The following is a 26944-nucleotide window of genomic DNA, read 5'->3' as shown; positions in this document are numbered from 1 at the left end:
TCTTAAGCCCATCTCCTCTTTAATGTGGATCAACGTCTCGTTCTGCTGCGTGCATCAGAATAATACAAGCGAACTATCAGGGACCGGGGCTCGCCGACGGGAAGCAATTGCCTCCAGGAGGATTCGGCAATGTTGAGCGAAAGGGTCGATCGCATCCAGCCTTACAGCCCCGAGCAGCTGTTCGATCTCGCCGCCGATGTCGAGCGCTATCCCGAGTTTCTGCGCTGGTGGGTGGCGGCGCGTGTCCGAAAGCGCGAGGCCGAGGTCTACTACACCGACCAGGTCCTGGGCCTCGGCCCGATCCGCTTGGAATTCGAGTCGAGAACGGTCCTGTGTCGACCCGAGCGAATCGACGTGACCTCGAACGGGCCGCCATTCCGGAAGTTCAAGCTTTCCTGGCTCTTCGATTCGCGTCCGGGCGGTCGTTGCCGCGTGACCCTGATCGCCGAGATGGAGTTCCGTTCCCATCTGCTCGAGCGACTGGTGGACAAAGCGGCGGCTGCCGGCATGAACGATATCATCGACTCGTTTGTGGCACGCGCCCGGCGGCTGTACGAGGCCAAGGATCGGCCGATTGAAAACGCTTCGCGGAAGTGAGCCGCTGGGATCCCCTCCGGCCTTTCCGCGCGGGGCATCGCCGTCGCTTGTTGACGAGGATCAAAGAGAGCGGTCGATTTTCGGTCGATGTTTTGTTTGGACGGCGCTGACCGTTCTTTTGGCTGATCGGAGGGCATTTGTCGCAAGCAAAGTCAACGAGCCTAAGCGAGAGTTTTTCGCTGCGCCGGATGTTCCCGGGTGTCATCGAAGGTGCCGTATCGCTCACCGATTGCTCAAAATCACAACCTGGATTTAACATCAAGGCACCGCATTATCTCACCGCGCATTACTGGTGGGCCTACGTGCACCCCAAGGCTGTGTGGTTCTTCGATCGGCAGTGGCTGGTCAACCTCATTCTGTGGGGCAATTATGCGTGGCTACGCAATGCGGTGATGGCGGAATTGGGGGATGACCTTCCCGGCAAGACCTTGCAGGTGGCGTGTGTCTACGGTGATCTTACCAGCCGATTGATTAGTCGGGCCGCCGCCGGCGGCGGCATAATCGATATCGTCGATGTCCTGCCGATACAGCTGGAAAACCTGCGTAACAAGTTGCCGTCCGGGACGCCAGCGCGACTGCTGGCAATGGATTCCGCCGATCTCGACCTTCCGGACGCCAGCTATGATCGGGCGCTGTTGTTTTTCCTTTTGCACGAGCAGCCCAGACTTTATCGCGAGCGAACGCTGAGCGAAGTCTTCCGCGTGGTCAGACCGGGAGGCAAGATTGTCATTGTCGACTATGCGCTGCCGCGCTGGTGGCATCCGCTTCGCTATTTGTGGCGGCCATTGCTCGCCGCGCTGGAGCCTTTCGCGCTGGATTTATGGCGTCACGATATCGCCCATTGGCTGCCCGCGTCAGCGCGGGCCGGATGGCGCAAGCAGCCGTTCTTCGGCGGGCTCTATCAGAAAGTCGTCATTAAGCGCTGAGGCAACCCCCGGTCTTTGACCGTCCTCAAGTCAATGACGGAAGCCAGCCGAACTGCCGCGCGGTGCGAACGGCGAGTTTGCGAGCTTCCTCCAGCAGCAGCACGGTCGACGCGACCGCTGCGGCAATCGCCCAATCGCCCGGACTGAGGCTGCTGAGCTTGAACAGCGATTGGGCCGGTAGCCAGTGGACCACCAGTATCTGCAGCATGACGACGCCCGCCAGCGAGAGCCATAAAAGCTGATTGTCGAAGAAGTGCCTGTTGAAAGCCGACCCTTCCTCCACGCGTGCGTTGAACACGTTGAAGAACTGGAACAGGATAAAGGTCGTGAAGGCAAGCGTAAGCGCTCGGTCCTGCGATCCTGTTTGAAGCCCGAAGTGCAGGATCGCCAGAGTCCCGACCATCATCGTGATGCCGAACGCGATGATCTTCACGAGGCGGGCGAAGGGCAACAGCGGCACGTCTCGTGGGCGAGGCGGTTCGTGCATTAGACCAGGACGCGCTGTGTCAAGAGCGAGTGAGACCGCTGGCGGGCCGTCCATGATCATCGCCACCCAGAGGATCTGCAATGGCGTGAACGGCTCGGGTAATCCTGCGAGCGGCGCAAAGAAGACGGTCAGGATGGCGCCGATCGTGGTCGATAGCTGGAAACGGATGAACTTGACGATATTGTCGTAGAGAGCGCGGCCCTGCCGGATCGCTGTAACGATGCTCGCGAAGTTGTCGTCGGTCAGCACCATGCTGGCCGCCGCCTTACTGACCTCCGTGCCGGTGACTCCCATCGCGATGCCGATATCTGCGAACTTGAGAGCCGGCGCGTCGTTGACGCCGTCACCGGTCATGGCGACGACCTGTCCCTTCGACTGCAGAGCGCGCACGATCTTCACCTTGTGTTCCGGCGCGACCCGCGTGAACACGGCGATGTCGTCAATCCTGTCGGCGAGGTCGAGGGCATCCATGGCGTCGAGTTCGGTGCCAGTCAGTGCGCTACCTTCGATGCCAAGCTCGCGGGCGATGGCAAGTGCAGTGTCCTTGTGGTCGCCGGTGATCATCTTGACGGCGATGCCAGCGGACCTCGCCTGATCGATCGCTTGCTTGGCTTCAGGTCGCGGTGGGTCCATCAGCCCAATAAGCCCGACGAAAGTCAGGTCTTTCACCAGTTCGTGCAAATCCTGCGCCGCCGTGATCTCGCGTGCTGGAACGCTGCGACGGGCGACCAGCAACCCGCGCAGGCCCCGACCGGCGAACTCGCGATACGCGGCCTCGATGGCAGCGTTGTCAGTGTTGTTAAGGTGCGCGTCGTTTCCCGGCGCATAGCGGCGCGTGCAGCGGGTCAGCAGGACATCCGGCGCGCCCTTCACGAAGATGTCGACCTCCTCGCCATTCCCATGCAGGGTTGCCATGAACTTGTGCGCTGCATCAAAGGGAATTTCGGCGATGCGTGGTAGCTCCCGGCTAAGCTTTGCGCGCTCAATGCCGCCCTTGGCGGCGAGCACCAGCAAGGCGCCCTCCATCGGGTCGCCGACTACCGCGCCATCCCTCAACTCGCTATCGTTGCAGAGTGCGAGCGGGATCAGCAGCGGCTCAAGGTCGCCGGCTCTGGCGACCTCGCCTTGCGACCGTATCTCGCCTTCTGTCCGATAGCCCTCGCCCGTCACCGTGAAGCGCCGGCCGTCGAAGAAGAAGGCTCGCACCGTCATCTGGTTGAGTGTGAGAGTACCCGTCTTGTCCGAGCAGATTACGGTAGTCGATCCCAGTGTCTCGACGCTCGACAGCTTCTTGACGATGACGCAATGCTCGGCCATACGCCGCATGCCGAGCGCAAGCGTCAGAGTCACGACGACGGGCAGGCCCTCGGGAACAGCTGCGACGGCGAGGGCAATCGCATCCAGTAAAGCATGGGCGAGATCAACGCTTCGCAGGTATTCGAGAAAGCCGAGCAGCGCCACCAAGGTGAGCGCCAAGCCGCCAAGCCTCTTGCCGAGCACGTCGAGCTGCTGCTGCAGCGGGCTTCTTGCCTCATCGGTCGCCGCAAGCTCGATCGAGATGCGCCCCATCACCGTCTCTGGACCAATGACGGTCACTACCATCTCGCCGCGCCCGCGCGTCACCAGCGTGTTCATGAATGCCACATTGCGGCGTTCTGCGAGCGGGGCCGCGAGTTCCGCCACCGCGTCCGCGTCCTTTGAGGCGGGCAGCGACTCCCCCGTGAGCGACGACTCATCGATCGCAAGCGCCGCCGAGAGGATCAGCCGTCCGTCGGCGGGAACACGTTCGCCAGCCTCCAGCAGCACGATATCGCCGGGCACCAGCTGATCGGCCTCGATATTGGTGACCGCTCCGTCGCGCCTGACTCGCGCCCTGACCGGGAGCATGCGGCGCAGAGCTGCGAGGCTCTGCTCAGCGCGCTGCTCCTGAAAAAATCCGAGCATCGCGTTGAGAAGCACGACCGCCAGGATGACGGCGGCATCCTTGAGGTTGCCCACAGTCGCAGCAAGGACGGCAGCCGCCATGAGCACGATAATGAGCAGGCTGTTGAACTGGTCGAGGAACTTCAGCCAGGGTTGTCGTGGGGTTTGCTCCTTCAGCGCGTTACGTCCGAACATCTCCCGACGCTCATCGACAACATGCGACGCAAGGCCGTGATCCGATCGGACGACCAGCCGCTCCAAGGTATCGGCGACCGTGCCGCCATGAGCGACCGCGAGTTGGGTTGGGTGGACTGAGCTAGTCGAATTTTGCATTGTTCATACCGCTCGCACTACATCATGTTGAACGTCTGTGCATCTGCTACACGTGGCACGTCCCGAGTCGGTAAGACCTGAAGTAACAATGGAGGGTTCGATTATCGGACGGTATTGGCCCTCTTGGACGTTGCATTGCGGCGCAACAAGTCGACATGTCATCAGAGCTATAGCGGACAGTTGATTGGTGTCTCGTCCAACACGGTCGCTCCAGCTACGCCGTGCCCGTTCTGTTAGAACCGCACCCCGCGCCGTCTGCGGCGAACGCTCCCGACCAACCCCGGTGTCTCGTACCAGCATTGATCCACGTGCTTCTCGCGCCACGCCGTGCCATCTATTTTCCTCGAATTGTTGAGACTATTTTGAGGCTATCGGCGGCGCTGGCTTTTCTAACTCATTGATTTTATTTGGAGCGGGTGAAGGGAATCGAACCCTCGTATTCAGCTTGGAAGTCGGCAAATTTCCGAAATGTTTTCAATAGCTGTTCCAACATTTCGCAGCTTTCTGGGCGATTGAGATCCCTACGGAATTTCTCTTTGTCGGAATGGCGATTGCGAGCCCCGTGCGCATCCTTTTACTCAAATTATCTACCGGCCATGCACGTCGGCGACGGTTGCATCGTTCGCCACTGCCTTCACGATCGCACGGTCCACATCGTCACGATAGGAACCCACCAGTACGGTCGAGCCATCATGAATCTTCTCAGAAGCACATTCGGATCAGAACTCGGTCGTGCAACCTATAAGCGTCTTGGGCGAGGTGTCAGCCCAATCCTGGGGGCTATGACAGACGTACCCAGGAAAGTCGTCGGCAACGCGCTGCGTGACGAGGGCATTTGGTCACTTACGGTTGAATTTTGATGCCTGCCTCGGTCACCACTTTTTGCCAATGAACGAGTTGCGATTTCAGCAGTTCGCCGAACTTTTCGGATGCCCCACCGGCCGGCTCGGCCCCGATCCTGGCGAACGACTCCCGCACTTTCGACGATGTAATGGCCCGGTTGATTGCCTGATTAAGCCGCATGACCGTCTCGGTCGGTGTACCGGCCTTGACGATGAAGCCGACCCAATCCTCGACCACAAGCTGCGGAAATCCGGCTTCGACGATCGTCGGTACATCCTTCAATGCAGGCACCCGTCTCGGTCCGGTTACTGCCAGCGCGCGCAGTTCGCCGGCGTTGATGAGATCGACCACGGGCAGCATTGTTATGAACATATAATCATTGGTGCCGTTAAGCAGATCGCTTATCGCCTGCGGGAACTGCTGGTACGGAACATGGGTTGCATGCACACCGGCCTGCAGCTTGAATAGCTCACCTATCAGATGCGCAGGGGTCCCGTAACCGCCGGAAGAAAAATTGTACTTGTCCGGTTGGCGCTTCAAAAGCGCAACAAGTTCGGCGACCGAATGAGCTGGGAACAATGGATTCACGACAAGCGCGTTGTACGATACCGAAACCTTGATCAGCGGTGAAAAATCTACATCCAGCCGATACGGCACATTCATGATTGCGGGTGCCGCAACGTTCGGCAGGAATACGGCAAGGATTGACGTGCCGTCGGCAGGCTGCCGCAAGACATCGTTGCCGGCGACGATGCCGCCGGCGCCAGGTCGATTTTCGACGATGACCCGCCACCCCTCGCGACTGGAAAGTTCGTTGGCAATGATGCGGCTGATGATATCGGGCGGCGTGGTCGAAGCTGCCGGTACTACAATGCGGATGACTTTTGATTCAAAGGATTGGGCGAGAGCCACCGGCGCAGTTGTCGCGGCCAGGCCAAGCAGCGCGACGGCGTTCAACAGAAATGCACGGCGCATGATGGGATCTCCGGCGGTCAAGCTGCGTTGTAGATCACGCTTCCGAAATTAAAGCGTGAGGCGGGAGAATTTCGCTTTCAGTCGCGGCACCGCAAAATCAATGAATGCGCGCAATTTGAGCGGCAACAGCCCCTGCGCTGAATACACAAGACTGACCGGCATTGGCTCAGGTTCGAAATCTTCAAGGACCACGACCAGTCTTCCGTCTCGAACGGCATCGACGATCTGGTAGGACAACACGCGCGTAATCCCGGCTCCCGCGATTGCTGCATCTATCGCGGCCTCAGCGGTGTTGACGATAAATCGCGCATGGATATCGACCGTGACGCTGGATTTACCCGCACCGAACGGCCACGAATTGTCGAACGACTGGCCGTCGCGGGTAACGCAGTCGTGGGTGCCGACATCGGCCGGCTTGGTTGGAATGCCGCGTTCTGCAAAGTATGCCGGGCTACCGCACACCACGCGGCGGATTGAACCCACTCGGACTGCGAGGAGGCTGCTGTCCGGCAACGAGGCTATTCGGATTGCAAGATCGACACGTTCCTCCAGCAGGTTGGCGACCCCATCAGCCAGAACCATCCGAATATCGATGTCCGGATAGGCCCTGAGAAATTCGGCTACAATGGGGACGATGTGCAAGCGTCCGAACACGATGGGCGCGGTAATATTTAGATTGCCTTTGGGAGCACTATACTCACCCGATGCTCCGCGCTCCGCTTCGCTGACGTCTTCGAGAATTTGCTTGCATGCCGTGACGTAGGACCGGCCGGCATCAGTCAAGGTGAGTTTCCGGCTCGAACGGTTCAGCAGGCGCGTCTTCAGATGCGCCTCGAGATCAGATACGTTGCGGCTGACGGTCGTGAGCGGAATGCGGAGTCGGCGCGCGGCGGCCGAGAGGCTGCCCGCCTCTACAGCCGTCACCAGTATCGACATTGATTCGAGCCGGTCCATATAACTACCAAAAAATGGAAGGATGCGTTCCGATCATAGCCACTATTTGATATTTTCGGAAGGGACTAATTGGCGGGGACGGTCGCTACGACCTGAACCTAAAAGGAACCTGCCATGTCCCGCATCCCCACCCCCGCCACGATCGCCGACGCCCCCGCCAAATCGCAGCTGCTGCTTGAAGCCGTCAACAAGCAGCTCGGCCTCGTGCCGAACATGTTTCGCTTGATCTCGATCAGCCCCCAGGCGCTGGAGGGATACCTTGGACTTTCCGGTGCGCTTGGCAAAGGCGCGCTGCCAGCCGCGACCCGCGAGCGCATTGCGCTTGCCGTCGCAGAAGTGAACGGTTGCAGTTACTGCCTGTCGGCGCACACGTATCTCGGAAAGAACGTCGCGCGTCTCGATGACGCCGAGATTACCGCAAACCGCAACGGCGCGTCGAACGACCCCAAGGCCGATGCGGCCGTCCGTTTCGCCGCCAAGGTGACGCGCGCCCGCGGACGTGTCGCGGAAGCCGATCTGTCGGCTGTGAAGCTCGCCGGTTACACCGACGCGCAGGTGATCGAGATCGTCCTGCACGTCGCACTGAACACGTGGACGAATTATTTCAACGAAGTGTTCAAGACCGACATCGACTTTCCCCTCGTCGAGGCCCGAGCCGCTTAAGCGCACTCTGAGCGAACGACATTCACACATCTGCAAATATAAGGAATCTGCATCATGACCATGAGCTCTCGCTTGTTGGCGGCCCTGTTCAGCGCAGCCATCTCAACTACTCACCTTGTGACGATCGCACCAGCGCACGGAGAGGCGCCGGCCAAACCGATAACCACGACCGTCACCGCAACTCAGGTCAAGCACGGCACGGTAAATGTAGACGGGATGAACATCGCCTACCGCGAAGCCGGCGATCCAAAAAGTCCCAAGGTGGTTCTTCTCCCTGGTTTCCCGGCTTCCTCCCACCAATACCGCAATCTTCTCCCGCTGCTATCCGACCGCTTTCACGTAATCGCACCGGACTACCAGGGATTTGGTTACAGCGACATTCCTGACCCCGCAAAGTACGCTTACACTTTCGACGCGATCTCAGTGACAATGGAAAAATTTCTGGCTGCCAAGGGTTTCGAACACTATGGCTTGTATGCACAGGACTATGGCGGGCCTGTTGGATTTCGAATCGTTGGTCGCAATCCGAAAGCGCTTGATTGGCTGATCGTGCAGAACACGAACGCCTACGAAGAAGGCTTCACCAAGGTGTGGGATGGCCTCCGTGGGGCGCTCTGGAAGAATCGATCGCCCGAAACCGAGAAGCCCCTTGAGGATTTTCTAACCCATGATGCCATCAAGGGCATCTACCTTCATGGCGCAGCGCATCCCGAACTGATCAGCCCGGATAACTGGGAGTCCGACTACGGTCTCATGTTGAGGCCGGGCGCAGTACGGCTCAACCTGGATCTGTTCTATGATTACCGGAAGAATGTCGCGTTATATCCGGTCTGGCAAAAATTCCTGCGCGACAACCAGCCGAAGACCCTGATCTTCTGGGGCCAGGACGACGTGTTCTTCACCGCGGCTGGCGGTGAGGCTTATCTGCGGGACCTGCCGAAAGCTGAGATGCACCGCCTCAATGCGGGTCACTTTGCAGTCGAGGACAACGCCGAATACATCGCTGCGAACATGAAGCGCTTCTACGACAAGAACGTGAAACAGAAAAAGTAAGCAAAATCGGCCGTAAGGCACGCCAAATGACTAAAGACGAGACAGCGACGGTCACCGAGCGCCTCCATCGCGACTGATCGCTGTCCGTTTGCCTCCCGGCGCTGGCCCGGAACCATCCGAGCCGAATGGCCCGATCAACGACCCCCAACCGAGCTTCCAGCAAGGAATACACTGATATGAGTCGCCCACCTTTTCCCCCATTCAACGACGACACCGCCGCGGCGAAAGCCAGGATGGCTGAAGACGCCTGGAACAGCCGCGATCCTGCTCGGGTCGCGCTCGCCTACACTCCCGACAGCCAATGGCGAAATCGGTCGGAGTTCATCAACGGTCGTAATGCGATAGAGGCGTTCCTTGAACGCAAATGGTCGAGAGAACTGAATTATCGTCTGATCAAAGAAGTGTGGACGCAGGCAGGTAACCGCATCGCCGTACGATTCGCCTATGAATATCATGACGACAGCGGCCGCTGGTTTCGCGCCTACGGCAACGAGAACTGGCAGTTCGCAGCGGACGGATTGATGGAGCGCCGTATAGCGAGCATCAACGAGCACCCTATCGCCGAAGTCGACCGCAAATTTCGCTGGCCGCTTGGCCACCGGCCTGATGACCATCCCGGGCTAGGCGAACTGGAATTGTAGAAAACACAACGTTGACCCCAAAGTGGGCTGCCTGAAATGACCGACCCCAAACAGGCCGCTGGCGGCCCTCAACGACACAAGAATCCGTTTTCAATTCCGGCCCAGAAGCCGCATTGGGTGCACGCGCGAACCTCGACACGGAATACAGATATAGTCCCGGCCATTCGAAGGGCCGCCGCCAATAGCAAGATGGCCTTTCTCTTACCCATTCCCGAATATGCGCAGCCGCCTGGGACATCCACAATCGTCCAATCGTCTTTACGCTTGTCACGAGCCAAGCTTATTGGAGACGATCATCATTCACTACCTTAAGTCGAGTATGAAAATACTCGCGAATTTTTCTCAGCCTTCACCCGTGACGTGTAAAACTTATCGGAATAGCGTCGGAATGGGAGCTCAAATTTTCCGGCTAAGCCATTGAAATTGCTTTGGAGCGGGTGAAGGGAATCGAACCCTCGTATTCAGCTTGGAAGGCTGCTGCTCTACCATTGAGCTACACCCGCGTGCAGGGGATGAACTATCATGCCATGCGCGCCGCCTCAACCGCCCCGCGCCGGCCTTGCCGGCGGTTCGGCCCTTAACAGCGGCAGAATCGCTCGTTATATTGCTGCTTCCATCAACAATGAAAGGAGGTGATTCAGTGTCTCTTACCAAGCGCTGTCACCTCGCTGGGATCGCCCGCTAAGCTTTGTTTTCAGGCTTGGCATCGGGGCGCTCTCGGCCCTGGACCAGCGAGCACAACAAATCGGGCGCGACGGGAGAAATCCCGCCGCGCCTTTTTGCTGTTTTGTCGTCTGCGCGACGTGGCCTGTCGGGATTGGCCCCGTGCCGAACGTCCTTCGGGAGCCACCCAATGAAAAGGAGTGCCAATGCTCTATGCCATCCTGGCCTATCATGTGGAAGCGGAGGTGATGTCGTGGTCGAAGCAAGAGGACGCGGCGCTGATGGCCGATCTGCATCGCGTCCATGACCGGCTCACGCAACAGGGCCAGCTCGGACCGGCGGCGCGGCTGGGGGCAACGAAACAGGCCCGCACCTTGCGCGGTCCGGGCGACGGGTTGATCGTCGACGGTCCATTCGCCGAGACCAAGGAAGCGCTGTTGGGCTTTTACGTCATCGATTGCGCCACTGGAGACGCGGCCATCGAGGCCGCGCGCGAGTTGCGCCGCGCCAATCCGTCCGCGGTCTACGAAATCCGCCCGCTCAGGCTTTATCTGCCGGGCGTGGCTTTTCCGGTGACGGAGGCTGGGGCGTAGCGCATTGAACGGCCCTCCTGCGCCAAGGCTTCGGAGGGCATCCTGCTTCGCGGTCTGGCAGGCTGCAATCCTGCGAAGCGCGCTGGCGCGAAGCAGGATGGCTTGCCGAGCCGTAGCTCGCGGACACAACGCCCGCCTTCGCCCTTTGGGCTTCGGCGCGGCAGCCTCGCTCGGTCGCGAGCGAAGGCTGGTGGGGGAAGAAGGACTCGAACCTTCGAAGTCATAAGACGGCTGATTTACAGTCAGCTCCCTTTGCCACTCGGGACACTCCCCCGTCCAACAGCATCACAACCTCGCCGCGGAATCGGCGGCGGACAAGGCCATGGATGACGTTAATACCTGATACCGATGGCGGGCACCCGGTCGGGCGCGTTTATGGGCGAAGCGCCATGGCAAAGTCAACCAACGCAAGCCACCAAAAATCGGCCCAAATTGCCATAATCCGGAACCCGTGACACAAGCGCCCCATGAGCGATCGCGACCGAAAACCGCAATTCCGCCGTGGCGGCGGCAAACCCTTCGACAAAGGGCGAAAATCCGGCCGTCCGCCGGCCTGGCGCGATCGCGAGGCGGACCCGGACGGACCGGTGATTCTCTATGGCTGGCACACGGTCTCAGCCGCGCTTGCCAATCCGCAGCGCCAGATCCGCAAGCTGCTCCTGACCGAGAACGCGGCGCGGCGGCTGGCGGAGGAAAACATCGACCCCCGCGTGACGCCCGAAATCGTCCGGCCCCATGCGATCGATCAGCGCCTTGGTCCAGACGCGGTGCATCAGGGCCTGCTTGCCGAGGCCGATCCCCTGCCCTCGCCCGATATCGATGCGCTGACGCAGGACGGCATCGTGCTGGTGCTGGACCAGATCACCGATCCGCACAATGTGGGGGCGATCATGCGCTCGGCCGCGGCGTTTTCGGTCAAGGCGATCGTCACCACGGCGCGGCACAGCCCGGAAGCAACCGGCGTGCTGGCGAAATCGGCCTCCGGCGCGCTGGAACTGGTGCCGCTGGTGACGGTGCAAAATCTCGCCCGCGCCCTCATTGCGCTGAACGACCGCGGGTTCCTGACCGTCGGACTCGACAGCGAAGGCAGCGAAGATCTGGCCGCGGTCGCCCTGCGGCAACCGCTGGCGCTGGTGCTGGGCGCCGAGGGCAAGGGCCTGCGGCAGTTGACGCGCGAGACCTGCGGCGTGGTGGCGCGGCTCGACATGCCCGGCGCGATCAAGAGCCTGAACGTCTCGAATGCGGCGGTGCTGGCGCTCTATATCGGCGCCAGCAGGCTCGGCTTGATGGCCTGAGCACAAACCGACGCCCGCTCACCCAAGGCGAACGGGCGTCGATATTCGATTCCATCGCAGATCAGTAGTAGCGGTGCAACGCGCGCGGCCCGGGGTAATAGCTGGAGCGCGGACGCCACGGGCGATAATGGCGATGCGGCCGATAGGTGTAGACCGCGGGGCCTTCGATACCGGCACCGTCATAATAATGGTTGGCCGCGTTGGCGTAGGGACCGCCGTTGTAGCCATAGTAGTAAGGACGGCTATAGGCGTTCCAGCCGGAGACGGCGCTTTCCTGATAGGTCGGGACCGGCACCCAATTGCCCGGGCCGGTGTAGGTCGGGCCCTGATTGACATAATAATACCGCTGAACAGGATGATCGGCATGATACTGGCGCGCGGGATCGGCGAGCCGCCCATGCGCCGAGCCGCAACCGCTGCTGCACGAAGAATAGCCGTAGGTCGGAGCGGGCGCGACGTCGCCCTGCGGCTCCGCGCAGGAGCGGTCGCCGCACGCCATCGCGGGCGCCGCGGCCATGACGGCGACCGCTGCGACCATCGCTGAAATCATCTGACGCATTACTCACTCCTGTCGGTGTTTTTCCTGGCCCAGGTTTTTGCTTCAGCGTGGAAAGTTCTGATGTCGTCGAGGCCCCGCATTGGGCGGCCGGCCCGGAAATTCCCCCGGCAGATTATCGTCACCGAATTGCGGCGCATAGATCACCGCCGGCGGATTGGCGGGCACGTCCGACTGCGCCGGCAACGGTTGGGACTGCGCCGACCAGGATTGATGATAGCTCTCGGCGGGCTGCGGCAGCTGGCGGTTGGCCGGCGGCTGGATTTCGAGGCGTCCGTAGCCCGGCATCTGCCCCGCGCTCGGATAATAGTGACCGACATGCGGCACCGGATCGATGGGGCGGCCGCCATGGACGGTCGGCTGCACCTTCGTGCCCTTGCCAAGGCCCCAAACGCCTTCCACGACGGCGTAGGATGCATCGACGCCGTTGATGATGATGGGAACGCCGGCACGGGAGGGGATCACGATGTCGAAGCCGCCGCCGGCAAGAGCCGTCGACGTCGTCGCCATCAAGACCGCCAGCGTCAAGCGAGCGCGCATGGATCGAAGCACCATTTTCCTGGCTGTAACCTAATCGAACGGGCGCCGCCGCGGGTTAAGGCGGCGAACCAGATTGCCGGTAAGCCTAACGCGTCAGCATGAGCGTCCGTTCAATTGCAAAATATCGCAATCAGAAAGCGTTAACGCCCGGCGTTCGCGCCTTGCACAAACGGCGTTTCGACCGTGGTGAGGCGTTCGCGGCGGATGGCGCATCCAATGCCGATCATCGAGCCTGCTCCGAGCGGCGACCGCCTCCCATCAAGTCGAGGCCCTTGTCAGGCCTACGCTTCATCAAGCAGGGTTTGCATCGATGCCCAGGAACGGCGATCGGCCTGCGCGCGGTAGCGCGCGGCGCGCATCAGCGAGCCGTCGGCCGCGGGGTTGGTCCCAGGCCGCGTTTTGCGCGCCGACGAGCCGAAAGCGAGCTTGAGGGTTCTGGCCCTTCGCGGCCAACTCTGATATTCGGACAGCCGATCCCCTCGATTAGCCGGTTTAGCTCAGCGGTAGAGCAGCGGTTTTGTAAACCGAAGGTCGGGAGTTCAATCCTCTCAACCGGCACCAGCAGGCTCGGCGGCCAACCGCTCAGGGCTCAGATTTCCTGCCTGCTCGTTGTTCCACACCCGCATGGCGATCGAAGAGGTCACGGTGCCTGTCCGGCTCGGCAGCCTCACCGCTGCGCCAGTGAAATCTGTGGACGATGACACTCTTATTGCCTCCCGCCCAAAAACGGATGTGGTCATCAACCATAATCTTGCCACATATTTGATTCGGCGAACGCCGCTTGCCGGGATGGCGACGGGCTGAGGTGGGCAATGAACTGGATGCGAGAGCGCGATCTCCTGATCGCGCAGACGATGTTGTTTGTTCAGTCGGTCTCGGCCGGAAAGCCGGACGCCGACAAATCGATGGCAGCGCCCGAAGCCACCAGCCGAACGGCCGCCACCGCGGCAATCGCTGAGGTCAAGGCGGTGCTGAACGGCCGACCCGTTATCGCCAAGCCGCCAAGGTCGATCCCGCCGATACAGACGGCGCGACCCGACCTGCGCGAGGACATTCAGTCCGAGATCAGGGCGCGGATCGCAAGCTTCCGCGCCCATCAGGAGCGTTTCCTCAGGGAGCGCGAGGCGTATTGCAGCGCCACCATGGCCAAGATGCGCGCCGCGCTGCGGGAGAATGCCGAACCGCCCCGGTTCGGCAAATAGCAGCCGCGCCAAATCAGCCGCTGCCGATCTTCTCCAGCACCGGCAGCAGATATTTGACAAACGCCTGCGGATCTTCGCTCATCGGGAAGTGGCCGAGGCCCTTCATGATGGTGACCTCGGTGCCGGGAACGCTGTTCGCCACCGCCAGCGTCTCCTCCGGCGTGCAGGAATAATCGTATTCGCCGGACAACAGAAACAGCGGGCAGCGCCGCGTGTCGATCGCTGCGACCCGGCCGCGGATGTCGCCCTCGAGCTTGTAGAAATACAGATCGCCCTTGAACACGCCGGGGCCGCCCTGCATGTAATGCCACAGCGTCTCCCAGCGTTCCCTGTCGGGCGCGTCGGGACCGACAAGGCCGGAGACGATGGCGGCGGCTACCTCGCCGCCATGGACGTCCGGCCGGTGCAGGAAATTCAGGTCGTAATAGGGATCGACATGCGCGCCGGCCTGCAGGCCGATGATGGCGCGGAACGCTTCCGGATGTTCGAGCGCCAGATGCAGCGCGATGCGGCCGCCGATCGAGCATCCGATCAGGATCGGGCGATCGAGCTCGAGCGCGGCCATGATCTCAAGGATCATGGCGGTGTATTGCGCCGAGGTGAGCTGATATTCCTCCTCATGCCAGCCGGCCGGCGGCGACGACTTGCCGTGCCAGGGCATATCGAAGGCAATGACGCGATGTTCGCGCGTAACGCGCGCATCGTTCATCAGCCCGCGATATTGCCGCCCGTCGCTGCCCGCCGTGTGCAGGCACAATAACGGTGTGCCCTGGCCTGCTTCCTCGACATAGATGCGATGCGGCCGGCCGAACAGGTCGAGATGCATGTAACGGCCGATCACCGGCTCGAATTTCGCGCGCATGCGCTAGGCTCCCGCCGGGCGCAGCTTGGCGAGCGCCTCCTTGAAGTAACGCAGATTGGCCATGAATATCTGGAGATTGCCTTCGGCCCTGAGCACGCGCCGCCTGATCAGCGCCATCAGGTCATTGGAGCCCGGCGGCGGCCGCTTGCTCCAGAATTTTCCCCATTCCTCCTCGGATGCCCGCAGCGCGAAGGCGGATGACGGCATCACGAACGGTCCCTGCGTCACCGACACGATCCGGCCCTCGAAGATCGATATCAGCCAGGCGGTCGGGCCGACCTCCAGAAGAAAAATGGTCGTCAGATACCGCCCCCGCCGAACCAGTCCCTCATCGCCATTGACCCGCTGTTTCAGCGCCTCGATCATCTCCGACCCCCTGCCAAAGCGGCGGCCGCCGCGTTCCGCAGCGCCTGCTGTCCTTCATGATGGATGGAACGCGGCCGCGGTCAATTGGCCAAAAGCGTTTTCGAGCGAAGCATGCCCTCGGACTTGATCCGGAGGTGGATACCGGTTCGCGTGAAGAAAACGCGTCAAAACAAAAAGGCTACAGCCACGCGCATGCCAGCGCGACGTTGGCCGCGCAGGCCGCCGCCAGCAGCGCAACCGTGAGGGCAAAGTGCACCCGCTCGCAGCGGTTCCGTGAGATCGTTCTCATGGGCCCGGAGCATCCGGCGATTCCGGACGGGGAGTCTCGGGGATTCTTTTTCGCGGGATTTAGAACTCGTTAAGGACTCAAAGGGACTCGTGCCAAAACGCGCTCGTTACCCCGCGCCATCCTTCACGGTCAGGTCAGCCTTACGGCGTCGCGGTCGCCAGCGATGCCTGCTCCGAAGCCAGCGTCACGCAGGCCTTGCGCCGATGCAATCCCCTGATCGCGCCGGTCACCTTGAGGACCTTCCCCACGGGACATGAAGCGTCCTGCACGAAGGCGATCTCATAGGGAGCGAGGATGAGAGGTTCGGACTTCAGGACGGTCTGGGCAAGGCACGGCAATGCCACGACGGAAGAAATCAGCCCTAACACGAAAGCGCGCATGTTTGTTTGTCCACCATCCCCGACAGCATCATAACCCAAGTCCGGTGAAAGTTCTGTGCGCTGCAAGAATTATTTTTCGCGCACGGAAAAGACCCCCGCCGATCCGCCTCCCGCCCGTTGTCGGCAAGAGGCCGGCGGAAAGCCGGCCTCTTCCAGGCGAAAAGACGTCCGCCTCAGTATTTGGCGACCGGGCCACCCCAGCCAAACCGGTAGTTCACACCCGCCTTGACGGTGTGCTCGTCGTCCCGGAAGCTCTTGCCGACGATGGCGGCAGGGCCTGCGGTAAAGGTGGTGCTGCCGAAATTGTAATACTGGTACTCGGCTTTGGCGGACCAGTTCGGCGCAAACAGATATTCGAGGCCGGCGCCGGCGGTGTAGCCGTCCTTGTGGTTGCCGGTGGTGGTGAAGGCGGCCGGTGCCCCGGCAACGGAGACGCCGATATTGTTGTTGTCGCGCCAGGCGTAACCGCCCTTGCCATAGAGCAGCGCCGGACCCCAGGTGTAGCCGAGCCGGCCGGTCACCGACCCGAGCTGGTCGTTTTTCGAGGTCACCAGCGTCCCGCCCGGGAACAGCACGCCATTATTGTTGCCGCCACCCAGCCAGCTGTACTGCGCCTCGATGCCCATCACCCAGTTCGGCGCGAACTGATAGTCGAAACCACCCTGCACGCCGCCCAGGAAGCGCGCATTACTGCCCTGCAGGTTGTTATTTCCCGCGAACTCGCCGCCAACGTGACCGCCGATATAGAACCCGGTCCAGTTATAGACGACGGCGGGCGCGGTGTAGGCCGGCGCCTTCGAATAGGTGCGGGGCGGCATATCGGCGGCGAAAGCCGAGCCGGCAAAGGCGGCCAGCGCGACTGTGCCGATCAAAATCCTCTTCATCTTTGTTCCCCGTTACTTCCCTTGCGATATCACTCGAACAACATGGCCTGAATCAGGTTGCTTCGCGGCAATCCCGAGCAGCGATCGTTTCGTAACCGTGACGGCGCGGCAACAAGGCGTTTTTGTCCGGGTCGCACCGACGGTCTTTTCGACCTTTAGTCAGACGGTTTACCTCTAGGTGGTGGTCAAAAACCGCCAGGGCAAGGTTCAAGCCTCGCCGAAAAGTGATCGGATCCAGATAATGATCGAGACCGTAACCATCCAGACCGCCTCCGCCGGCGCCTACCGCGTCATCTTTTCGAGGTCGGGGAATGGCGTATAGACGGCGCCGGCGCAGGGCTCGCCGGCGTTCTCGACCAGGCGGTCGAGCCGGCCATCGACATGGAGAACCGCCCGCTCGCGCGGCTCGCGATAGCTGCCGTCGGATTCGCGGGCGCTGAAGCGCAGGCAGGTCACGTAGCGCAGTCGCCCGCCGACGACGCGCTGGACCGGATCGGCCATCACCGCGTCATGCACGCCGACGGGGTCATTGAGATAGGTCTTCATGAACGCCAGCACCTCGACGCGGTAATTGTTCGGATAGGGCTGGTTGGAGACGCCGCGATCGTCGGTATAGGTGATGCTCCTCACCTCCTCGCTGCCGGCGCAGGCCGCGAGCGCGATCGGCAGCAGCAGGATCGCCGCGCGTTTTGCCAAGGTCCCCAAAGCGCAACTCTTTCATCGACCGGCTCGGATGCTAGACGGTCGGCGCGGCAAATGGAATTCGCATTTGCAGGATCGAACAACAGCACCGGCCCGGCCGCCATTGGGGAAGCAATGACGGACGGGCCGGGCCTGATATCCGCGGGCGCGGCGGAGGCACTGTGAATCGAACCACACCGGCGGATCAGTTTCAGCCGCGCTTGGCGGCCGAAGCGGCCGGCGTGGTCACGCCCGTCGGCGACGCCTGCGTCTTGAGCACACCCATCTTGCCGTGGTGGCGATGATGGCGCGCGTGCTTGTGATGATGGCGGCCCATCCTGGCGTTGGCGTTCAGCGCCTTCGACTTCGCCGGCTCGGCCTTGATGACAGGTGCCGTTGCGGGCGCGGTCGTGGTCCTGGTCGAGGGCGTCGTCTTGCCGGCGGTGGCGGCAAGCGCGGGCGCGGCGAGAACGGAAACGGCAAGCAGCGCGGCGGAAATGGTCTTGAGCATGGGTTGTCTCCTCTTCCAGGGATCGCACGGGTCACCGGCCGAATGACCGGGCTCGCTGATCATGCAGGCGAACTTATGCAGGCGACGCTGAACCTGCCCTGAAGCGAGATGACGGACTTCGTTCATCTGGATGACATGATCGTCATGTTGGGTGACGCTGGCGAGCAGCATCGAAATCGCCGGAATTGAGGCGGGCGCCGGGAATGTTACAACCCGTCGGGTGTTCAAGTCAGCGAGCTTCGGTGTAGGATCGTCATCGCCCGCAATCAGGAGAGACGCATGAATAAATTCGCGATCAGGCTTTTGACGCTCGCCATATTGTCGCTGACGCTGGCGGCAGCGCCGGTGTTCACCGCGGTCTATGCCGCGCCCGACAATGATCCGCCGCCGCCGCCAAGCAAGGGCAAGGGCAAGAAGAAAAAGTCCGGCGAAGTTCGCCCCAGCAGCGAGCAGACGGCGTTCGCGACGGGCTATCGCGCGGCCTATGCCGCGATCTACCAGCGTAACGACTATGCCTCCGCGATCGATCAGCTGAAGGCGCTCGGTCATGACGACAGCGCGGCGGTGGCCAATCTGATCGGCTACTCCTATCGCAAGCTCGGCGACTACAAGGTCTCGCAGATCTGGTACGAGCGCGCCCTGAAGGCCGACCCGAACCACGTCAAGACCTGGCAATATTACGGCCTGTGGCAGGTCGAACAGGGCAACCGCGATTCCGCGCAGTATCACCTGAGCCGGATCGCCGCGCTGGCCGGCGCCGGCAGCGAAGAATACCGCTCGCTCGCCGCCGCGCTGGAAAAGCCGCCGGGGACGGGACTGGTGTACTGAGACGCCCCAGGCGTGATTGCGAGCAGCGGACGCGCCTTCGCGCGACCCGTCGGCTCTTCCGTCCGACGGGCTGCGGTTTGGCACATCGCCGTCGGAGAGCGTTACAGCCTCCACGGTTGACAGGTGACCGGGCGAGATCGCGAATTGCACGACGTCCGCGCATAAAGGCACAGCCAACATCCAGCGAAGGCGGCGTCTTATTCGGCGCGAGCGCGCGCAATGGCGCCGGCAATGATCTGCATCGTCACGCCGATGACCCATCCGAGCATGATCATTACCGTCCAGAAGATGTGCGGTTCTTCACGAAGCACAATCACACCGACCGATACAAAGGCCGACAGTGCGGCGAAAAATGTGCCGACAGCGCTGAGGAATTCCGCAGTATCGATCTTTGTACCCGACCCCGAGTCGCCATCTGGTTCGTGAAAAGCCAGTGGCGGGGTATCAATTCCCAGATAGAACCCGATTGCGCCAGCAATCATCATGATGAGCAAAAATCCCTGAGACGTGAGCGCCGCGATGCTGGACCCAACATGGGCGGCGACAAACAGGCCGCTCGCCGCGCCAGCCATCGCAAGCCCGATGCGTTCCAGGACATGGGCGGATTTTCTAACGCGGGATCGCATCGTCGTAACCCACGGAGCGCGAAGCCGGCAGGTTAGGATATTTTTCTGCCGTATGGAAGACATTACAGACGCCCGCTGCCGGTATCGGCCGAACGACGCTTCGCATTGGCGACGGCCTCGGTGCGAATCAATACCAACAAGGCCGCCTCACTTCATCAGCGCCTCAACCTCGGCCCGGAACGCCTGCCGCGCGCCGTCGCGCGAATAGAACATGTGGCCACCGGGATAGATCACGAGCTTCACCCGGTTCGGGCTGGCATAGGCCGGCAACTGGTCGAGGATGATCTTTGAGGCGAAATACGGCGTTGCGAGATCGAACAGCCCGTGGCCAACCAGCAGTTTCAGGTTCGGGTCGAGCGCCAGAATCTGGCGAAGCTGCGAAACCGACTCGGCCGGATTTTGCCCACGGCCGAAATCCCATGACCTGCCCACGGTGTCGCTCAGCAATTGATAGGAGCCATCCGGCCGCCAGTTCAGCTTGCGCGTGGTGAGCTCGACCGCGGCGCTGGTCAGCGGCGCCAGCAGCGGATCGCCGGAGGGATCGCCGAAATGCGAGGAGCTTGAATCCGGATAGGGATCGAAGCCGGTGACGGAGGCGTCGAAACGCCCGGTCACCTTGCCGTTGCGGCGATCGAACTCCCGGCGGAACTCGCCGACATCGAAGCGCCCCGCCAGCCTGCGGCTCACCGCCGGGTCGATACCGGTCAGGGCCGCCACCTTGTCGGCCAGCCGCGTCGTCGCTTCGGTGTCGGCCCGGCCCTTGACGAGGTCGAGCAGAAATTCGCCCCGTGCGTAGCTTTCGACGTCGGCCAGGTCATTTCGCGTCACCGGACGCTTGGCATCTCCTCTGGCTTCGCGCGCCACCGCCGCCATGGTCGGAAGGCTCGCGACATATTGCAGAAGGCTCGAGCCCGAATAGTCGCGGAAGTCGAGCACCGGCGAGACCAGGATCAACCCTTTGATGCCGACGCCCTGCTGGGTCTGCAGGTTGCGGACAATCTTGGGTCCGCGGATGCCGCCATAGCTTTCGCCAGCGACGAATTTCGGCGACAGCAACCGATCGTTTTTTTCGAGCCAGCGCCGGATCACGAGTGCGATCGCGCTGACATCGCCGTCGACCGAAAACAACCGCTTGCGCACGTCCTCGCCTGAAGCGACGAAGCGGCTATAGCCGGTACCGACGGGATCGATGAAGACGAGATCGGTGAAGTCGAGCCAGGTCTCGGCGTTGGGCAACAGGTCGGGAGACGCGGACGACACCGCGCCATCGCCGCCGATGGAGATGCGCCATGGGCCGGAATCGCCGAGTTGCAGCCAGGCCGAGGACGCCCCCGGCCCGCCGTTGAAAAGAAACGTCACCGGACGGTTGCGGTCATCGCCGCCGTCGAGCTGGTAGGAGGTGTAGGCGATATCGGCCTGCGGCTCGCCTTTGTCGTCGAACAGGCGGATCGAGCCCGCGGTCGCCGTAAAGCTCAAGGTGCGCCCGGGCAGCGCCAGCGTCTGCTTTGTCGTCGAATCCGGCGGCAGGCGATGTTGCTCGGTTAAGGGCGGATTCGGCGAGTTCCCCCGCCCGCCTCCCGCCTTCTGGCCGGACGGCGCGGCCGCCGGTTGCTGCTGTGCGGCCTCGCGCAGCTCCGGCGCATCCTCGGCGCGGGCGCCGGCCGCGACAGAAAGCGCGAGAAGTGCAACCATGATGCGCGCGTGGCGCGGCACCGCGAAACCGATAGCCATGTGTGTCGTCTCCCAAGGCTCGCAGTGTAGCCCAGCCACGCAGGCAGGCAGGCGTCGTTCACAAAGGATTGAGGGATTGAACAGTTTCGCCGCCAACGCCGACATCCACAACACGGCGATCGCGCGCGCGGTGCTGTCGTCGGGGCCGGCGAAGTGATACACCTCACATACGCCGGGTGGCGGCCAGATATTTGATCCCGGGGTCAACAGGAAGGTACTGGATATCGTGATGACTGCGACACGGGTTCGGACCCACGCGCCCATTCGTTCTTTGGCGAGGTTTTAGCATGAAGCGAGCGATTGCTGGTTGTGTCGGCCTGCTGGCGCTGGCCGCGCCCGCGGCGGCGGAGTCGCCGGTTGCCCTCGTCGAAGAGGTTCAGGGCAAGGTCAGCGGCGCCGAGTTCATGGATTACGTGACCCCCAAAACGGTCATCAAACTGGGGGCCACGGGCTCGATCGTCATCAGCTATCTGAAATCCTGCTGGCGCGAAAAGATCGACGGCATCGGCACGGTCATTGTCGGCACTGACGAGAGCATCGTGCATCTCGCCACCGTCAAGGGCGAAAAGACCGATTGCGACGCGGCCCATTCGCACGCGACGACCCGCGAAACCAGCGAAGGGGCCGCCACCGTCCTGCGCAGCCTCGCAAAGAACGATTCGGCGCCAAAACCCCAACTCACCCTTTACGGGACTTCGCCGCTCGTGGAAGCCAAAGGGCGCGGCACCCTCGTCATCGAGCGGCTCGATGTCACCGGCGAACGCCAGCAGATCGACCTCGATGGCAACCAGCTCAAGGGCAGGTTTTTCGATTTTGCCCGCGCCAACCGGGCGCTGAGCCCGGGCGGCATCTACGCCGCGAAGTTCGGGTCTGCCAAAATCGTCTTCCAGGTGGATGCCCGTGCCAAAGCGGGGGCGACGCCGATCGTCGGCCGCCTGGTGCGGATGGAATAGGGCTTGCCGGACCTGGGATCTTGAACATCGGGCGCACCAGTCGCGACGCGGCCGCGATCGCCGCCATCGCGCTGATCTGCGCCGGCGCGTCGATTTCCCCTCCCCTCAAAGCGATCCACGGCTGGTCGATCGATCTTCTCACGGCGCTGCGCTGGGAAATGTTCGGCAGGCAGCACGATCCGGCCGCCTCGCCTACGGTCGTGATTGCGATCGACGAGGAGAGCTATCGAACCCCGCCCTTCCAGGGTTCGCCGACGCTGACCTGGACCAGTGAGATCGGCCGCGTGCTGGGTGCGGTGGTCGAGGGCGGGGCCAAGGTTGTCGGCTTTGACCTCGTCATCCCGACCTCGCTCGAGCAGTCCGAAATACCCTTTGGCGATGGCAGTCTTGGCGAGAAGGTCCGCGGTTTCGATCGCGATTTCCTTCGCGCGCTGGCGGCGGCATCCGCCACCGGCAATGTGGTATTGGGCGAAGTCCTGCGCGGCGATGCGCCGATCCGGCCGTCGCCGGGCCAGCGCATCGCCGTCCGCCAGCAACAGAATATCAGGCCGCTCAACGTCTACACCGACGGCGACGATACGGTTCGCCGGGTACCGCTGACTTTCTCCGTCGGCGGAACGCAGCTTTCCGGAATGGCGCTCGAGCTGGCGTCGCGTGCGCTCAAGGTCGCGCCCGAGCGGGCGCAGGATGGAGCGGTTACGCTGGCCGGCTATCGAATTCCGGGCGAAATCGCCAACACGATGACCCTCAATTTCGAAGGCGGCGCCGATGACATCCCGACCTTCTCGTTCGCCGATTTGCGGTTCTGCGCGACCAGGAATGACAAGGAATACTTCCGGCGCTGGTTCGACGGAAAAGTCGTCATCTTCGGCAGCGTTCTGGAAGCCGAGGACCGCCGATCGACCTCAAAACGGTTTGCGACGGGGACAGAAGGGGCGCGGGCGCCGCGCTGCGCGACCGAAGACAGGCCGGTGACCACAGGCTACAGGCTCGGTACGATCGCCGGCATCTATATCCATGCGACGGCGGTCAACAACCTGATCCGGCAAAACGCCGCCATCGAACCCGGCCGGCTGCCGATTTTCCTGATCGCAGCTCTCGTTGCGGCGTTTGCAGCCACAGCCGCGCGGCTGATCAAGCCGATCGGCGCGGTCTTGATCTATGCGGCGATTGTCGCGCTCGGCGTCGCAGGCGCGACGCTGGCGTTCAACCACGCGCTGGTCATACCGCTCGCCGAGCCAATCCTGGCAGGGTGCGCGGCGCTGGCCGCAACCGTTGGCTATCGCTTCGCCGTCGCCGACAAGGACCGCCGGCTGCTGCAAAGGAGTTTTGCGCTTTACCTCGCCCCTGATGTCATCAACCGGATGCTGACCTCGAACAAATTGCCCGAGCTTGGCGGCGAGACCCGCCATGTGACGATCTTCTTCTCCGACATCGAGGGTTTTTCGCGCATCGCCGAAACCATGCCGCCTGACGCCCTGATGCAGCTGATGAACGAGTATCTGTCTGAGATGACCGACATCATCGAAGGCCACGGCGGATATGTCGACAAATATATCGGCGATTCCATCGTCGCCGTGTTCGGCGCGCCGGCTGACGATCCCGACCATGCCGCCAACGCGGCGCGGGCCGCGCTCGATTGCTGCGCGCGTCTGGCAGAGCTCAACCTGAACTCGGTCACCTTCCGGGATTGCAAATTGGCGCAACGCATCGGGATCAATTCCGGCGCGGCCCTGGTCGGCAATTTCGGATCGCGGCGGCGTTTCAACTACTCCGTCATGAGCGACGCGGTGAATCTGGCTTCGCGGCTGGAGGGCGCCAACAAATTCTACGGCACTGCAATTGTTGCCTCCGAGACAACCGTCGCCCTCGCCGGCGATGCCTTTGCCTGGCGCGAGCTCGACACCGTCCGCGTCAAGGGGCGTACACAGGCGCTCAAGATCTACGAGTTGCTGGCGTTGTCGGCGCTGCTCACCGGCTCGCAAAGGACGTTGATGGCGGATTACGCCGCGGGACTTGCACACTGGCGCGCCGGCGAATTCGATTCCGCGGCAAAGTGCTTTGGCCGATCGGCCGGGGTCGACCGGCCCGCGGCGATATTTTGCGAGCGATCGAGGCAGTTGGCCGAGAACGGGCTAGGTAGCGATTGGAAGCCGATCCGCAACCTGCAGGAGAAATAGCGAGCGGGGCGGCGGTCAAGAAAAACAGAGCCGCGGCGAATTGAGAAATTTTCCGGGCGATCGCTTCAGGCGATCGCCCGATTTGGTTTTTCGGCCGAAAGTCCGGACTGTTGATCTCGACAAGCCCAGGCAAGGTGTATAGACGAGCGCGGCGCACCCAGCGCCCGGATGAGTTCGTCCCATGACCAGCCCCAAGCGATATGACCGGATCGCGTTCGTTGCGAGCGCTGGCATCGAGGCGCAAGCCGCGCTGGCGCAGCTGACCGAGCTATACGGCAATCACGACGCCAATACCGCTGACGTCGTGGTGGCGCTCGGCGGCGACGGCTTGATGCTGCAGACGCTGCACGCCCACATGCGAACCGGCAAGCCGATCTACGGCATGCATCGCGGCACCGTCGGCTTTCTGATGAATGAGTTTTCCACGCACGATCTGCACACCCGGCTGGCGGCGGCACGGGAATCCCTGATCAACCCGCTGCTGATGCGCGCCACCGACATGCATGGCGCGGTGCATCTGCATCACGCCATCAACGAGGTATCGCTGTTTCGCCAGACCCATCAGGCCGCACGCCTGCGCATCCTGATCGACGAACAGGAGCGCATGGCGGAGCTGATCGCCGACGGCATCATGGTCGCGACGCCGGCCGGGTCCACCGCCTATAATCTTTCGGCGCAGGGGCCGATCCTGCCGATCAACGCCGCCCTGCTGGCGCTGACGCCGATCAGCGCCTTCCGTCCAAGGCGCTGGCGCGGCGCGCTGCTTCCCAACTCCGCCTTCGTCGTGGTCGAGGTGCTCGAAGGCGAGAAACGCCCGGTCGCGGCGGTGGCCGACCACGACGAGGTGCGCGACGTCCGCCGTGTCGAGGTGCTCTCCGACAAGACGATCGCGATGCGGATGCTGTTCGACCCCGGCCACAGCCTCGAGGAGCGCATCCTGCGCGAGCAGTTCGGGCATTAGCGCCGTCGTCCCCGCTTTTCGCCGCGACCACCCGCGGAGAACGCCATGACTTGCCTGCCCGCAGCCCCCATCGCGACCGCTCCTGGCAACCATTCGTTAACCGGCGCCGCGATATGGTTAATGCCGGGTATTCCGAGCTGGACCGGTGTGCCCTCAAGGGCCGGACCATGTATCGCATCGATTTCAACAAGCTGCGATTTCTGATTTGCGACGACAATCCGCATATGCGCCGCATCCTGCGCACGCTGTTGCATTCGTTCGGCGCGCGCGAGGCCTACGAAGCCGAAGACGGCGCCACCGCGCTCGAAATGTACAGCCATTACGTCCCCGACATCGTCATCACCGACTGGGCGATGCCGATCTTCGGCGGTCTTGAACTCGCGCAAATGATCCGGCAGCCGGAATCGAAGGGCAACCCGTTTGCGCCGATCATCATGCTGACCGGGCATTCGGAGAAGCGGCGCGTCACGGTGGCGCGTGACGCCGGCGTCACCGAATTTCTCGCCAAGCCGATCTCGGCCAAGGGACTTTATCAGCGCATCCTCAACGTCGTCGCCAATCCGCGCCCGTTCATCAAGACCAAGACCTATTTCGGTCCGGACCGCCGGCGCAACACCAGCAACGCCTATATCGGCCCCGAACGCCGCGTCGGCGGCGAGATGGAAGTCTTGCAACAGCCGTCCCTGCTCGACAAGGCCCGCTCCGCGGTCTAGCGCCGCTTGAGGAAGTCATCATGGCCAAAGACAATTCCGCGCCACTGCAGATCAAGACCTTCGCCGATCATCACGTGATCACCCAGCCCAATCCGTTGCGCAAGGTGCTGCGCCGCGTTCCCGCGACCGACCAGGACGATCCCGTGGCGCGCGCGGAGAAGGCGCTCGCCGGCCTGTCGGGTGAATTCAAGCACTGGATGACGGTCGAAGCCGACCGGCTTTCGGCCGCCCACGCCGCCATTCTCCGCGACGGTTTCACCGATGATACGGGCGAGGAGTTGTTTCGCGCCGCCCATGACATCAAGGGCGACGCCGCCACGTTCGGCTTTCCCTCTGCCGGTGCCGCTGCCGAAAGCCTGTGCCGCATCATCGAGCATGCGCCCGATCTCGACGAGGTGCCGGCGGATCTGATCGCCCATCACATCAACGCCATCCAGGCGATCGCGCATGAGCGCACCAAGCTCGACACCGCAAGCGTCGCCAGCGAATTGAGCCGGCAATTGCGCGGCGTCGCGGACGAATTCCTGATACGCGCCAATCGCGACCGTCCCGAGCATCTCGAAGCCATCCTCGCGCCGAGCATCGTGCCGGCGGAGTGAGGCGAGAAATCTCTCCTCACGTCGTCCCTGCGAAAGCAGGGACCCATACGCCGCGGCTTGTCCGTTGAGCGATGGGGTAGTTACCTTTTCCAACAAATTAGCAGCGGTGATTATGGGTCCCTGCTTTCGCAGGGAC

General features: G+C 62.2%; 28 protein-coding genes and 3 tRNA genes. 16 read left to right on the top strand and 15 right to left on the bottom strand.

Annotation, left to right across the window (positions count from 1 at the left end; genetic code table 11):
* Window positions 1–129 precede the first annotated feature (129 nt).
* Both WCE35_RS16670 and rquA read left to right on the top strand, forming a co-directional pair.
* Entirely contained in the window at window positions 130–597 is a 468-nt protein-coding gene (locus WCE35_RS16670; protein WP_424594431.1) for a type II toxin-antitoxin system RatA family toxin, read from the top strand.
* 137 nt (window positions 598–734) lie between these two features.
* Entirely contained in the window at window positions 735–1523 is a 789-nt protein-coding gene (rquA, locus tag WCE35_RS16665; protein ID WP_424594430.1) for a rhodoquinone biosynthesis methyltransferase RquA, read from the top strand.
* Between the two features lie 25 nt (window positions 1524–1548).
* Here rquA and WCE35_RS16660 read toward each other — a convergent pair whose 3' ends face one another.
* The 3 genes from WCE35_RS16660 to WCE35_RS16650 form a co-directional block, all read right to left on the bottom strand.
* Entirely contained in the window at window positions 1549–4266 is a 2718-nt protein-coding gene (locus WCE35_RS16660; RefSeq protein WP_424594429.1) for a cation-translocating P-type ATPase, read from the bottom strand.
* A gap of 843 nt (window positions 4267–5109) precedes the next feature.
* Window positions 5110–6084 (bottom strand): Bug family tripartite tricarboxylate transporter substrate binding protein, encoded by a 975-nt coding sequence (locus tag WCE35_RS16655; RefSeq protein WP_424594428.1) that lies wholly within the window; start codon window positions 6082–6084, stop codon window positions 5110–5112.
* Between the two features lie 48 nt (window positions 6085–6132).
* A complete protein-coding gene (locus WCE35_RS16650) occupies window positions 6133–7038 on the bottom strand; it encodes a LysR family transcriptional regulator (protein WP_424594427.1) in 906 nt (301 codons plus the stop codon).
* A gap of 114 nt (window positions 7039–7152) precedes the next feature.
* Here WCE35_RS16650 and WCE35_RS16645 point away from each other — a divergent pair, with 114 nt between their 5' ends.
* The 3 genes from WCE35_RS16645 (at window position 7153) to WCE35_RS16635 (ending at window position 9395) form a co-directional block, all read left to right on the top strand.
* The gene (locus tag WCE35_RS16645; protein ID WP_424594426.1) at window positions 7153–7701 is read left to right on the top strand and encodes a carboxymuconolactone decarboxylase family protein; all 549 of its coding nucleotides are present in this window, start codon (window positions 7153–7155) and stop codon (window positions 7699–7701) included.
* Window positions 7702–7755: 54 nt separating this feature from the next.
* Window positions 7756–8754: an alpha/beta fold hydrolase gene (locus WCE35_RS16640; protein ID WP_424594425.1), complete on the top strand. Its 999-nt coding sequence runs from the start codon at window positions 7756–7758 to the stop codon at window positions 8752–8754.
* Between the two features lie 176 nt (window positions 8755–8930).
* Entirely contained in the window at window positions 8931–9395 is a 465-nt protein-coding gene (locus WCE35_RS16635) for a DUF1348 family protein (protein WP_424594424.1), read from the top strand.
* 429 nt (window positions 9396–9824) lie between these two features.
* On the opposite strand, the gene WCE35_RS16630 is transcribed toward WCE35_RS16635, so the two are convergent.
* A tRNA-Gly gene (locus tag WCE35_RS16630) sits at window positions 9825–9898 on the bottom strand.
* Window positions 9899–10264: 366 nt separating this feature from the next.
* Between WCE35_RS16630 and WCE35_RS16625 the strand changes: the two genes are divergently transcribed.
* Window positions 10265–10651, top strand: coding sequence for a YciI family protein (locus WCE35_RS16625; protein ID WP_424594423.1), 387 nt, complete (start codon window positions 10265–10267; stop codon window positions 10649–10651).
* 188 nt (window positions 10652–10839) lie between these two features.
* Here the strand turns inward: WCE35_RS16625 and WCE35_RS16620 are convergent.
* Window positions 10840–10925, bottom strand: a tRNA-Tyr gene (locus WCE35_RS16620).
* 193 nt (window positions 10926–11118) lie between these two features.
* On the opposite strand from WCE35_RS16620, the gene rlmB reads away from it, so the two are divergent.
* Entirely contained in the window at window positions 11119–11946 is an 828-nt protein-coding gene (gene rlmB / locus WCE35_RS16615) for a 23S rRNA (guanosine(2251)-2'-O)-methyltransferase RlmB (RefSeq protein ID WP_424594422.1), read from the top strand.
* A gap of 61 nt (window positions 11947–12007) precedes the next feature.
* Here the strand turns inward: rlmB and WCE35_RS16610 are convergent, their stop codons facing one another.
* On the bottom strand, window positions 12008–12505 hold the full coding sequence (locus WCE35_RS16610; protein ID WP_424594421.1) for a hypothetical protein: 498 nt from the start codon (window positions 12503–12505) through the stop codon (window positions 12008–12010).
* A gap of 42 nt (window positions 12506–12547) precedes the next feature.
* Window positions 12548–13042: a hypothetical protein gene (locus WCE35_RS16605; RefSeq protein WP_424594420.1), complete on the bottom strand. Its 495-nt coding sequence runs from the start codon at window positions 13040–13042 to the stop codon at window positions 12548–12550.
* 486 nt (window positions 13043–13528) lie between these two features.
* Here WCE35_RS16605 and WCE35_RS16600 point away from each other — a divergent pair.
* The 3 genes from WCE35_RS16600 (at window position 13529) to WCE35_RS16590 (ending at window position 14244) form a co-directional block, all read left to right on the top strand.
* Window positions 13529–13603: transfer RNA gene (locus WCE35_RS16600), tRNA-Thr, on the top strand.
* A 63-nt stretch (window positions 13604–13666) separates the two neighbouring features.
* Entirely contained in the window at window positions 13667–13846 is a 180-nt protein-coding gene (locus WCE35_RS16595; RefSeq protein ID WP_424594419.1) for a hypothetical protein, read from the top strand.
* Between the two features lie 8 nt (window positions 13847–13854).
* Window positions 13855–14244 (top strand): hypothetical protein, encoded by a 390-nt coding sequence (locus tag WCE35_RS16590; RefSeq protein WP_424594418.1) that lies wholly within the window; start codon window positions 13855–13857, stop codon window positions 14242–14244.
* A gap of 13 nt (window positions 14245–14257) precedes the next feature.
* Here the strand turns inward: WCE35_RS16590 and WCE35_RS16585 are convergent, their stop codons facing one another.
* The 6 genes from WCE35_RS16585 to WCE35_RS16560 form a co-directional block, all read right to left on the bottom strand.
* Window positions 14258–15106: an alpha/beta fold hydrolase gene (locus WCE35_RS16585; RefSeq protein ID WP_424594417.1), complete on the bottom strand. Its 849-nt coding sequence runs from the start codon at window positions 15104–15106 to the stop codon at window positions 14258–14260.
* Between the two features lie 3 nt (window positions 15107–15109).
* Window positions 15110–15472 carry a hypothetical protein gene (locus WCE35_RS16580; protein ID WP_424594416.1) on the bottom strand — a complete coding sequence of 121 codons (363 nt, stop codon included), beginning with the start codon at window positions 15470–15472 and terminating at the stop codon, window positions 15110–15112.
* A gap of 429 nt (window positions 15473–15901) precedes the next feature.
* Window positions 15902–16141, bottom strand: coding sequence for a hypothetical protein (locus WCE35_RS16575; protein WP_424594415.1), 240 nt, complete (start codon window positions 16139–16141; stop codon window positions 15902–15904).
* A gap of 173 nt (window positions 16142–16314) precedes the next feature.
* Window positions 16315–17025 (bottom strand): outer membrane protein, encoded by a 711-nt coding sequence (locus WCE35_RS16570; RefSeq protein ID WP_424594414.1) that lies wholly within the window; start codon window positions 17023–17025, stop codon window positions 16315–16317.
* 282 nt (window positions 17026–17307) lie between these two features.
* Window positions 17308–17721: a hypothetical protein gene (locus WCE35_RS16565; protein ID WP_424594413.1), complete on the bottom strand. Its 414-nt coding sequence runs from the start codon at window positions 17719–17721 to the stop codon at window positions 17308–17310.
* Window positions 17722–17917: 196 nt separating this feature from the next.
* Window positions 17918–18217, bottom strand: a complete 300-nt coding sequence (locus WCE35_RS16560; protein WP_424594412.1) for a His-rich protein BRANT — start codon at window positions 18215–18217, stop codon at window positions 17918–17920.
* A gap of 279 nt (window positions 18218–18496) precedes the next feature.
* Here WCE35_RS16560 and WCE35_RS16555 point away from each other — a divergent pair, with 279 nt between their 5' ends.
* Window positions 18497–19045 carry a tetratricopeptide repeat protein gene (locus WCE35_RS16555; protein WP_424594411.1) on the top strand — a complete coding sequence of 183 codons (549 nt, stop codon included), beginning with the start codon at window positions 18497–18499 and terminating at the stop codon, window positions 19043–19045.
* Between the two features lie 197 nt (window positions 19046–19242).
* On the opposite strand, the gene WCE35_RS16550 is transcribed toward WCE35_RS16555, so the two are convergent.
* Both WCE35_RS16550 and WCE35_RS16545 read right to left on the bottom strand, forming a co-directional pair.
* The gene (locus WCE35_RS16550) at window positions 19243–19671 is read right to left on the bottom strand and encodes a hypothetical protein (RefSeq protein ID WP_424594410.1); all 429 of its coding nucleotides are present in this window, start codon (window positions 19669–19671) and stop codon (window positions 19243–19245) included.
* A gap of 147 nt (window positions 19672–19818) precedes the next feature.
* The gene (locus tag WCE35_RS16545) at window positions 19819–21402 is read right to left on the bottom strand and encodes a S10 family peptidase (RefSeq protein WP_424594409.1); all 1584 of its coding nucleotides are present in this window, start codon (window positions 21400–21402) and stop codon (window positions 19819–19821) included.
* Window positions 21403–21689: 287 nt separating this feature from the next.
* Between WCE35_RS16545 and WCE35_RS16540 the strand changes: the two genes are divergently transcribed.
* The 5 genes from WCE35_RS16540 (at window position 21690) to WCE35_RS16520 (ending at window position 26808) form a co-directional block, all read left to right on the top strand.
* Window positions 21690–22355 (top strand): hypothetical protein, encoded by a 666-nt coding sequence (locus WCE35_RS16540; protein WP_424594408.1) that lies wholly within the window; start codon window positions 21690–21692, stop codon window positions 22353–22355.
* A gap of 20 nt (window positions 22356–22375) precedes the next feature.
* Window positions 22376–24535, top strand: a complete 2160-nt coding sequence (locus tag WCE35_RS16535; protein WP_424594407.1) for a CHASE2 domain-containing protein — start codon at window positions 22376–22378, stop codon at window positions 24533–24535.
* Window positions 24536–24716: 181 nt separating this feature from the next.
* On the top strand, window positions 24717–25496 hold the full coding sequence (locus WCE35_RS16530; RefSeq protein WP_424594406.1) for an NAD kinase: 780 nt from the start codon (window positions 24717–24719) through the stop codon (window positions 25494–25496).
* Window positions 25497–25663: 167 nt separating this feature from the next.
* The gene (locus WCE35_RS16525; protein WP_424594405.1) at window positions 25664–26209 is read left to right on the top strand and encodes a response regulator; all 546 of its coding nucleotides are present in this window, start codon (window positions 25664–25666) and stop codon (window positions 26207–26209) included.
* A 20-nt stretch (window positions 26210–26229) separates the two neighbouring features.
* The gene (locus tag WCE35_RS16520; protein ID WP_424594404.1) at window positions 26230–26808 is read left to right on the top strand and encodes an Hpt domain-containing protein; all 579 of its coding nucleotides are present in this window, start codon (window positions 26230–26232) and stop codon (window positions 26806–26808) included.
* Window positions 26809–26944: the final 136 nt, after the last annotated feature.

It is taken from the genome of Bradyrhizobium sp., assembly GCF_049691595.1.
Taxonomy (GTDB): domain Bacteria; phylum Pseudomonadota; class Alphaproteobacteria; order Rhizobiales; family Xanthobacteraceae; genus Bradyrhizobium.
Note: the sequence above shows the minus strand (reverse complement) of the source record. Positions and strands in the feature narration are given on the sequence as shown.

What these genes read in the sequence shown, in the direction of transcription:
- rlmB (WP_424594422.1), top strand. Translation starts at nt 11,119, where the DNA reads ATGAGCGATCGCGACCGAAAACCGCAATTCCGCCGTGGCGGCGGCAAA.
- WCE35_RS16650 (WP_424594427.1), bottom strand. Translation starts at nt 7,038, where the DNA reads ATGGACCGGCTCGAATCAATGTCGATACTGGTGACGGCTGTAGAGGCG.
- WCE35_RS16640 (WP_424594425.1), top strand. Translation starts at nt 7,756, where the DNA reads ATGACCATGAGCTCTCGCTTGTTGGCGGCCCTGTTCAGCGCAGCCATC.
- WCE35_RS16540 (WP_424594408.1), top strand. Translation starts at nt 21,690, where the DNA reads ATGAAGCGAGCGATTGCTGGTTGTGTCGGCCTGCTGGCGCTGGCCGCG.
- WCE35_RS16580 (WP_424594416.1), bottom strand. Translation starts at nt 15,472, where the DNA reads ATGATCGAGGCGCTGAAACAGCGGGTCAATGGCGATGAGGGACTGGTT.
- WCE35_RS16660 (WP_424594429.1), bottom strand. Translation starts at nt 4,266, where the DNA reads ATGCAAAATTCGACTAGCTCAGTCCACCCAACCCAACTCGCGGTCGCT.
- WCE35_RS16560 (WP_424594412.1), bottom strand. Translation starts at nt 18,217, where the DNA reads ATGCTCAAGACCATTTCCGCCGCGCTGCTTGCCGTTTCCGTTCTCGCC.
- WCE35_RS16625 (WP_424594423.1), top strand. Translation starts at nt 10,265, where the DNA reads ATGCTCTATGCCATCCTGGCCTATCATGTGGAAGCGGAGGTGATGTCG.
- WCE35_RS16525 (WP_424594405.1), top strand. Translation starts at nt 25,664, where the DNA reads ATGTATCGCATCGATTTCAACAAGCTGCGATTTCTGATTTGCGACGAC.
- WCE35_RS16575 (WP_424594415.1), bottom strand. Translation starts at nt 16,141, where the DNA reads ATGCGCGCTTTCGTGTTAGGGCTGATTTCTTCCGTCGTGGCATTGCCG.
- WCE35_RS16570 (WP_424594414.1), bottom strand. Translation starts at nt 17,025, where the DNA reads ATGAAGAGGATTTTGATCGGCACAGTCGCGCTGGCCGCCTTTGCCGGC.
- WCE35_RS16610 (WP_424594421.1), bottom strand. Translation starts at nt 12,505, where the DNA reads ATGCGTCAGATGATTTCAGCGATGGTCGCAGCGGTCGCCGTCATGGCC.
- WCE35_RS16550 (WP_424594410.1), bottom strand. Translation starts at nt 19,671, where the DNA reads ATGCGATCCCGCGTTAGAAAATCCGCCCATGTCCTGGAACGCATCGGG.
- WCE35_RS16670 (WP_424594431.1), top strand. Translation starts at nt 130, where the DNA reads ATGTTGAGCGAAAGGGTCGATCGCATCCAGCCTTACAGCCCCGAGCAG.
- WCE35_RS16595 (WP_424594419.1), top strand. Translation starts at nt 13,667, where the DNA reads ATGGCGATCGAAGAGGTCACGGTGCCTGTCCGGCTCGGCAGCCTCACC.
- WCE35_RS16635 (WP_424594424.1), top strand. Translation starts at nt 8,931, where the DNA reads ATGAGTCGCCCACCTTTTCCCCCATTCAACGACGACACCGCCGCGGCG.
- WCE35_RS16585 (WP_424594417.1), bottom strand. Translation starts at nt 15,106, where the DNA reads ATGCGCGCGAAATTCGAGCCGGTGATCGGCCGTTACATGCATCTCGAC.
- WCE35_RS16520 (WP_424594404.1), top strand. Translation starts at nt 26,230, where the DNA reads ATGGCCAAAGACAATTCCGCGCCACTGCAGATCAAGACCTTCGCCGAT.
- WCE35_RS16645 (WP_424594426.1), top strand. Translation starts at nt 7,153, where the DNA reads ATGTCCCGCATCCCCACCCCCGCCACGATCGCCGACGCCCCCGCCAAA.
- WCE35_RS16655 (WP_424594428.1), bottom strand. Translation starts at nt 6,084, where the DNA reads ATGCGCCGTGCATTTCTGTTGAACGCCGTCGCGCTGCTTGGCCTGGCC.
- WCE35_RS16590 (WP_424594418.1), top strand. Translation starts at nt 13,855, where the DNA reads ATGAACTGGATGCGAGAGCGCGATCTCCTGATCGCGCAGACGATGTTG.
- WCE35_RS16605 (WP_424594420.1), bottom strand. Translation starts at nt 13,042, where the DNA reads ATGCGCGCTCGCTTGACGCTGGCGGTCTTGATGGCGACGACGTCGACG.
- WCE35_RS16545 (WP_424594409.1), bottom strand. Translation starts at nt 21,402, where the DNA reads ATGGCTATCGGTTTCGCGGTGCCGCGCCACGCGCGCATCATGGTTGCA.
- WCE35_RS16555 (WP_424594411.1), top strand. Translation starts at nt 18,497, where the DNA reads ATGAATAAATTCGCGATCAGGCTTTTGACGCTCGCCATATTGTCGCTG.
- WCE35_RS16530 (WP_424594406.1), top strand. Translation starts at nt 24,717, where the DNA reads ATGACCAGCCCCAAGCGATATGACCGGATCGCGTTCGTTGCGAGCGCT.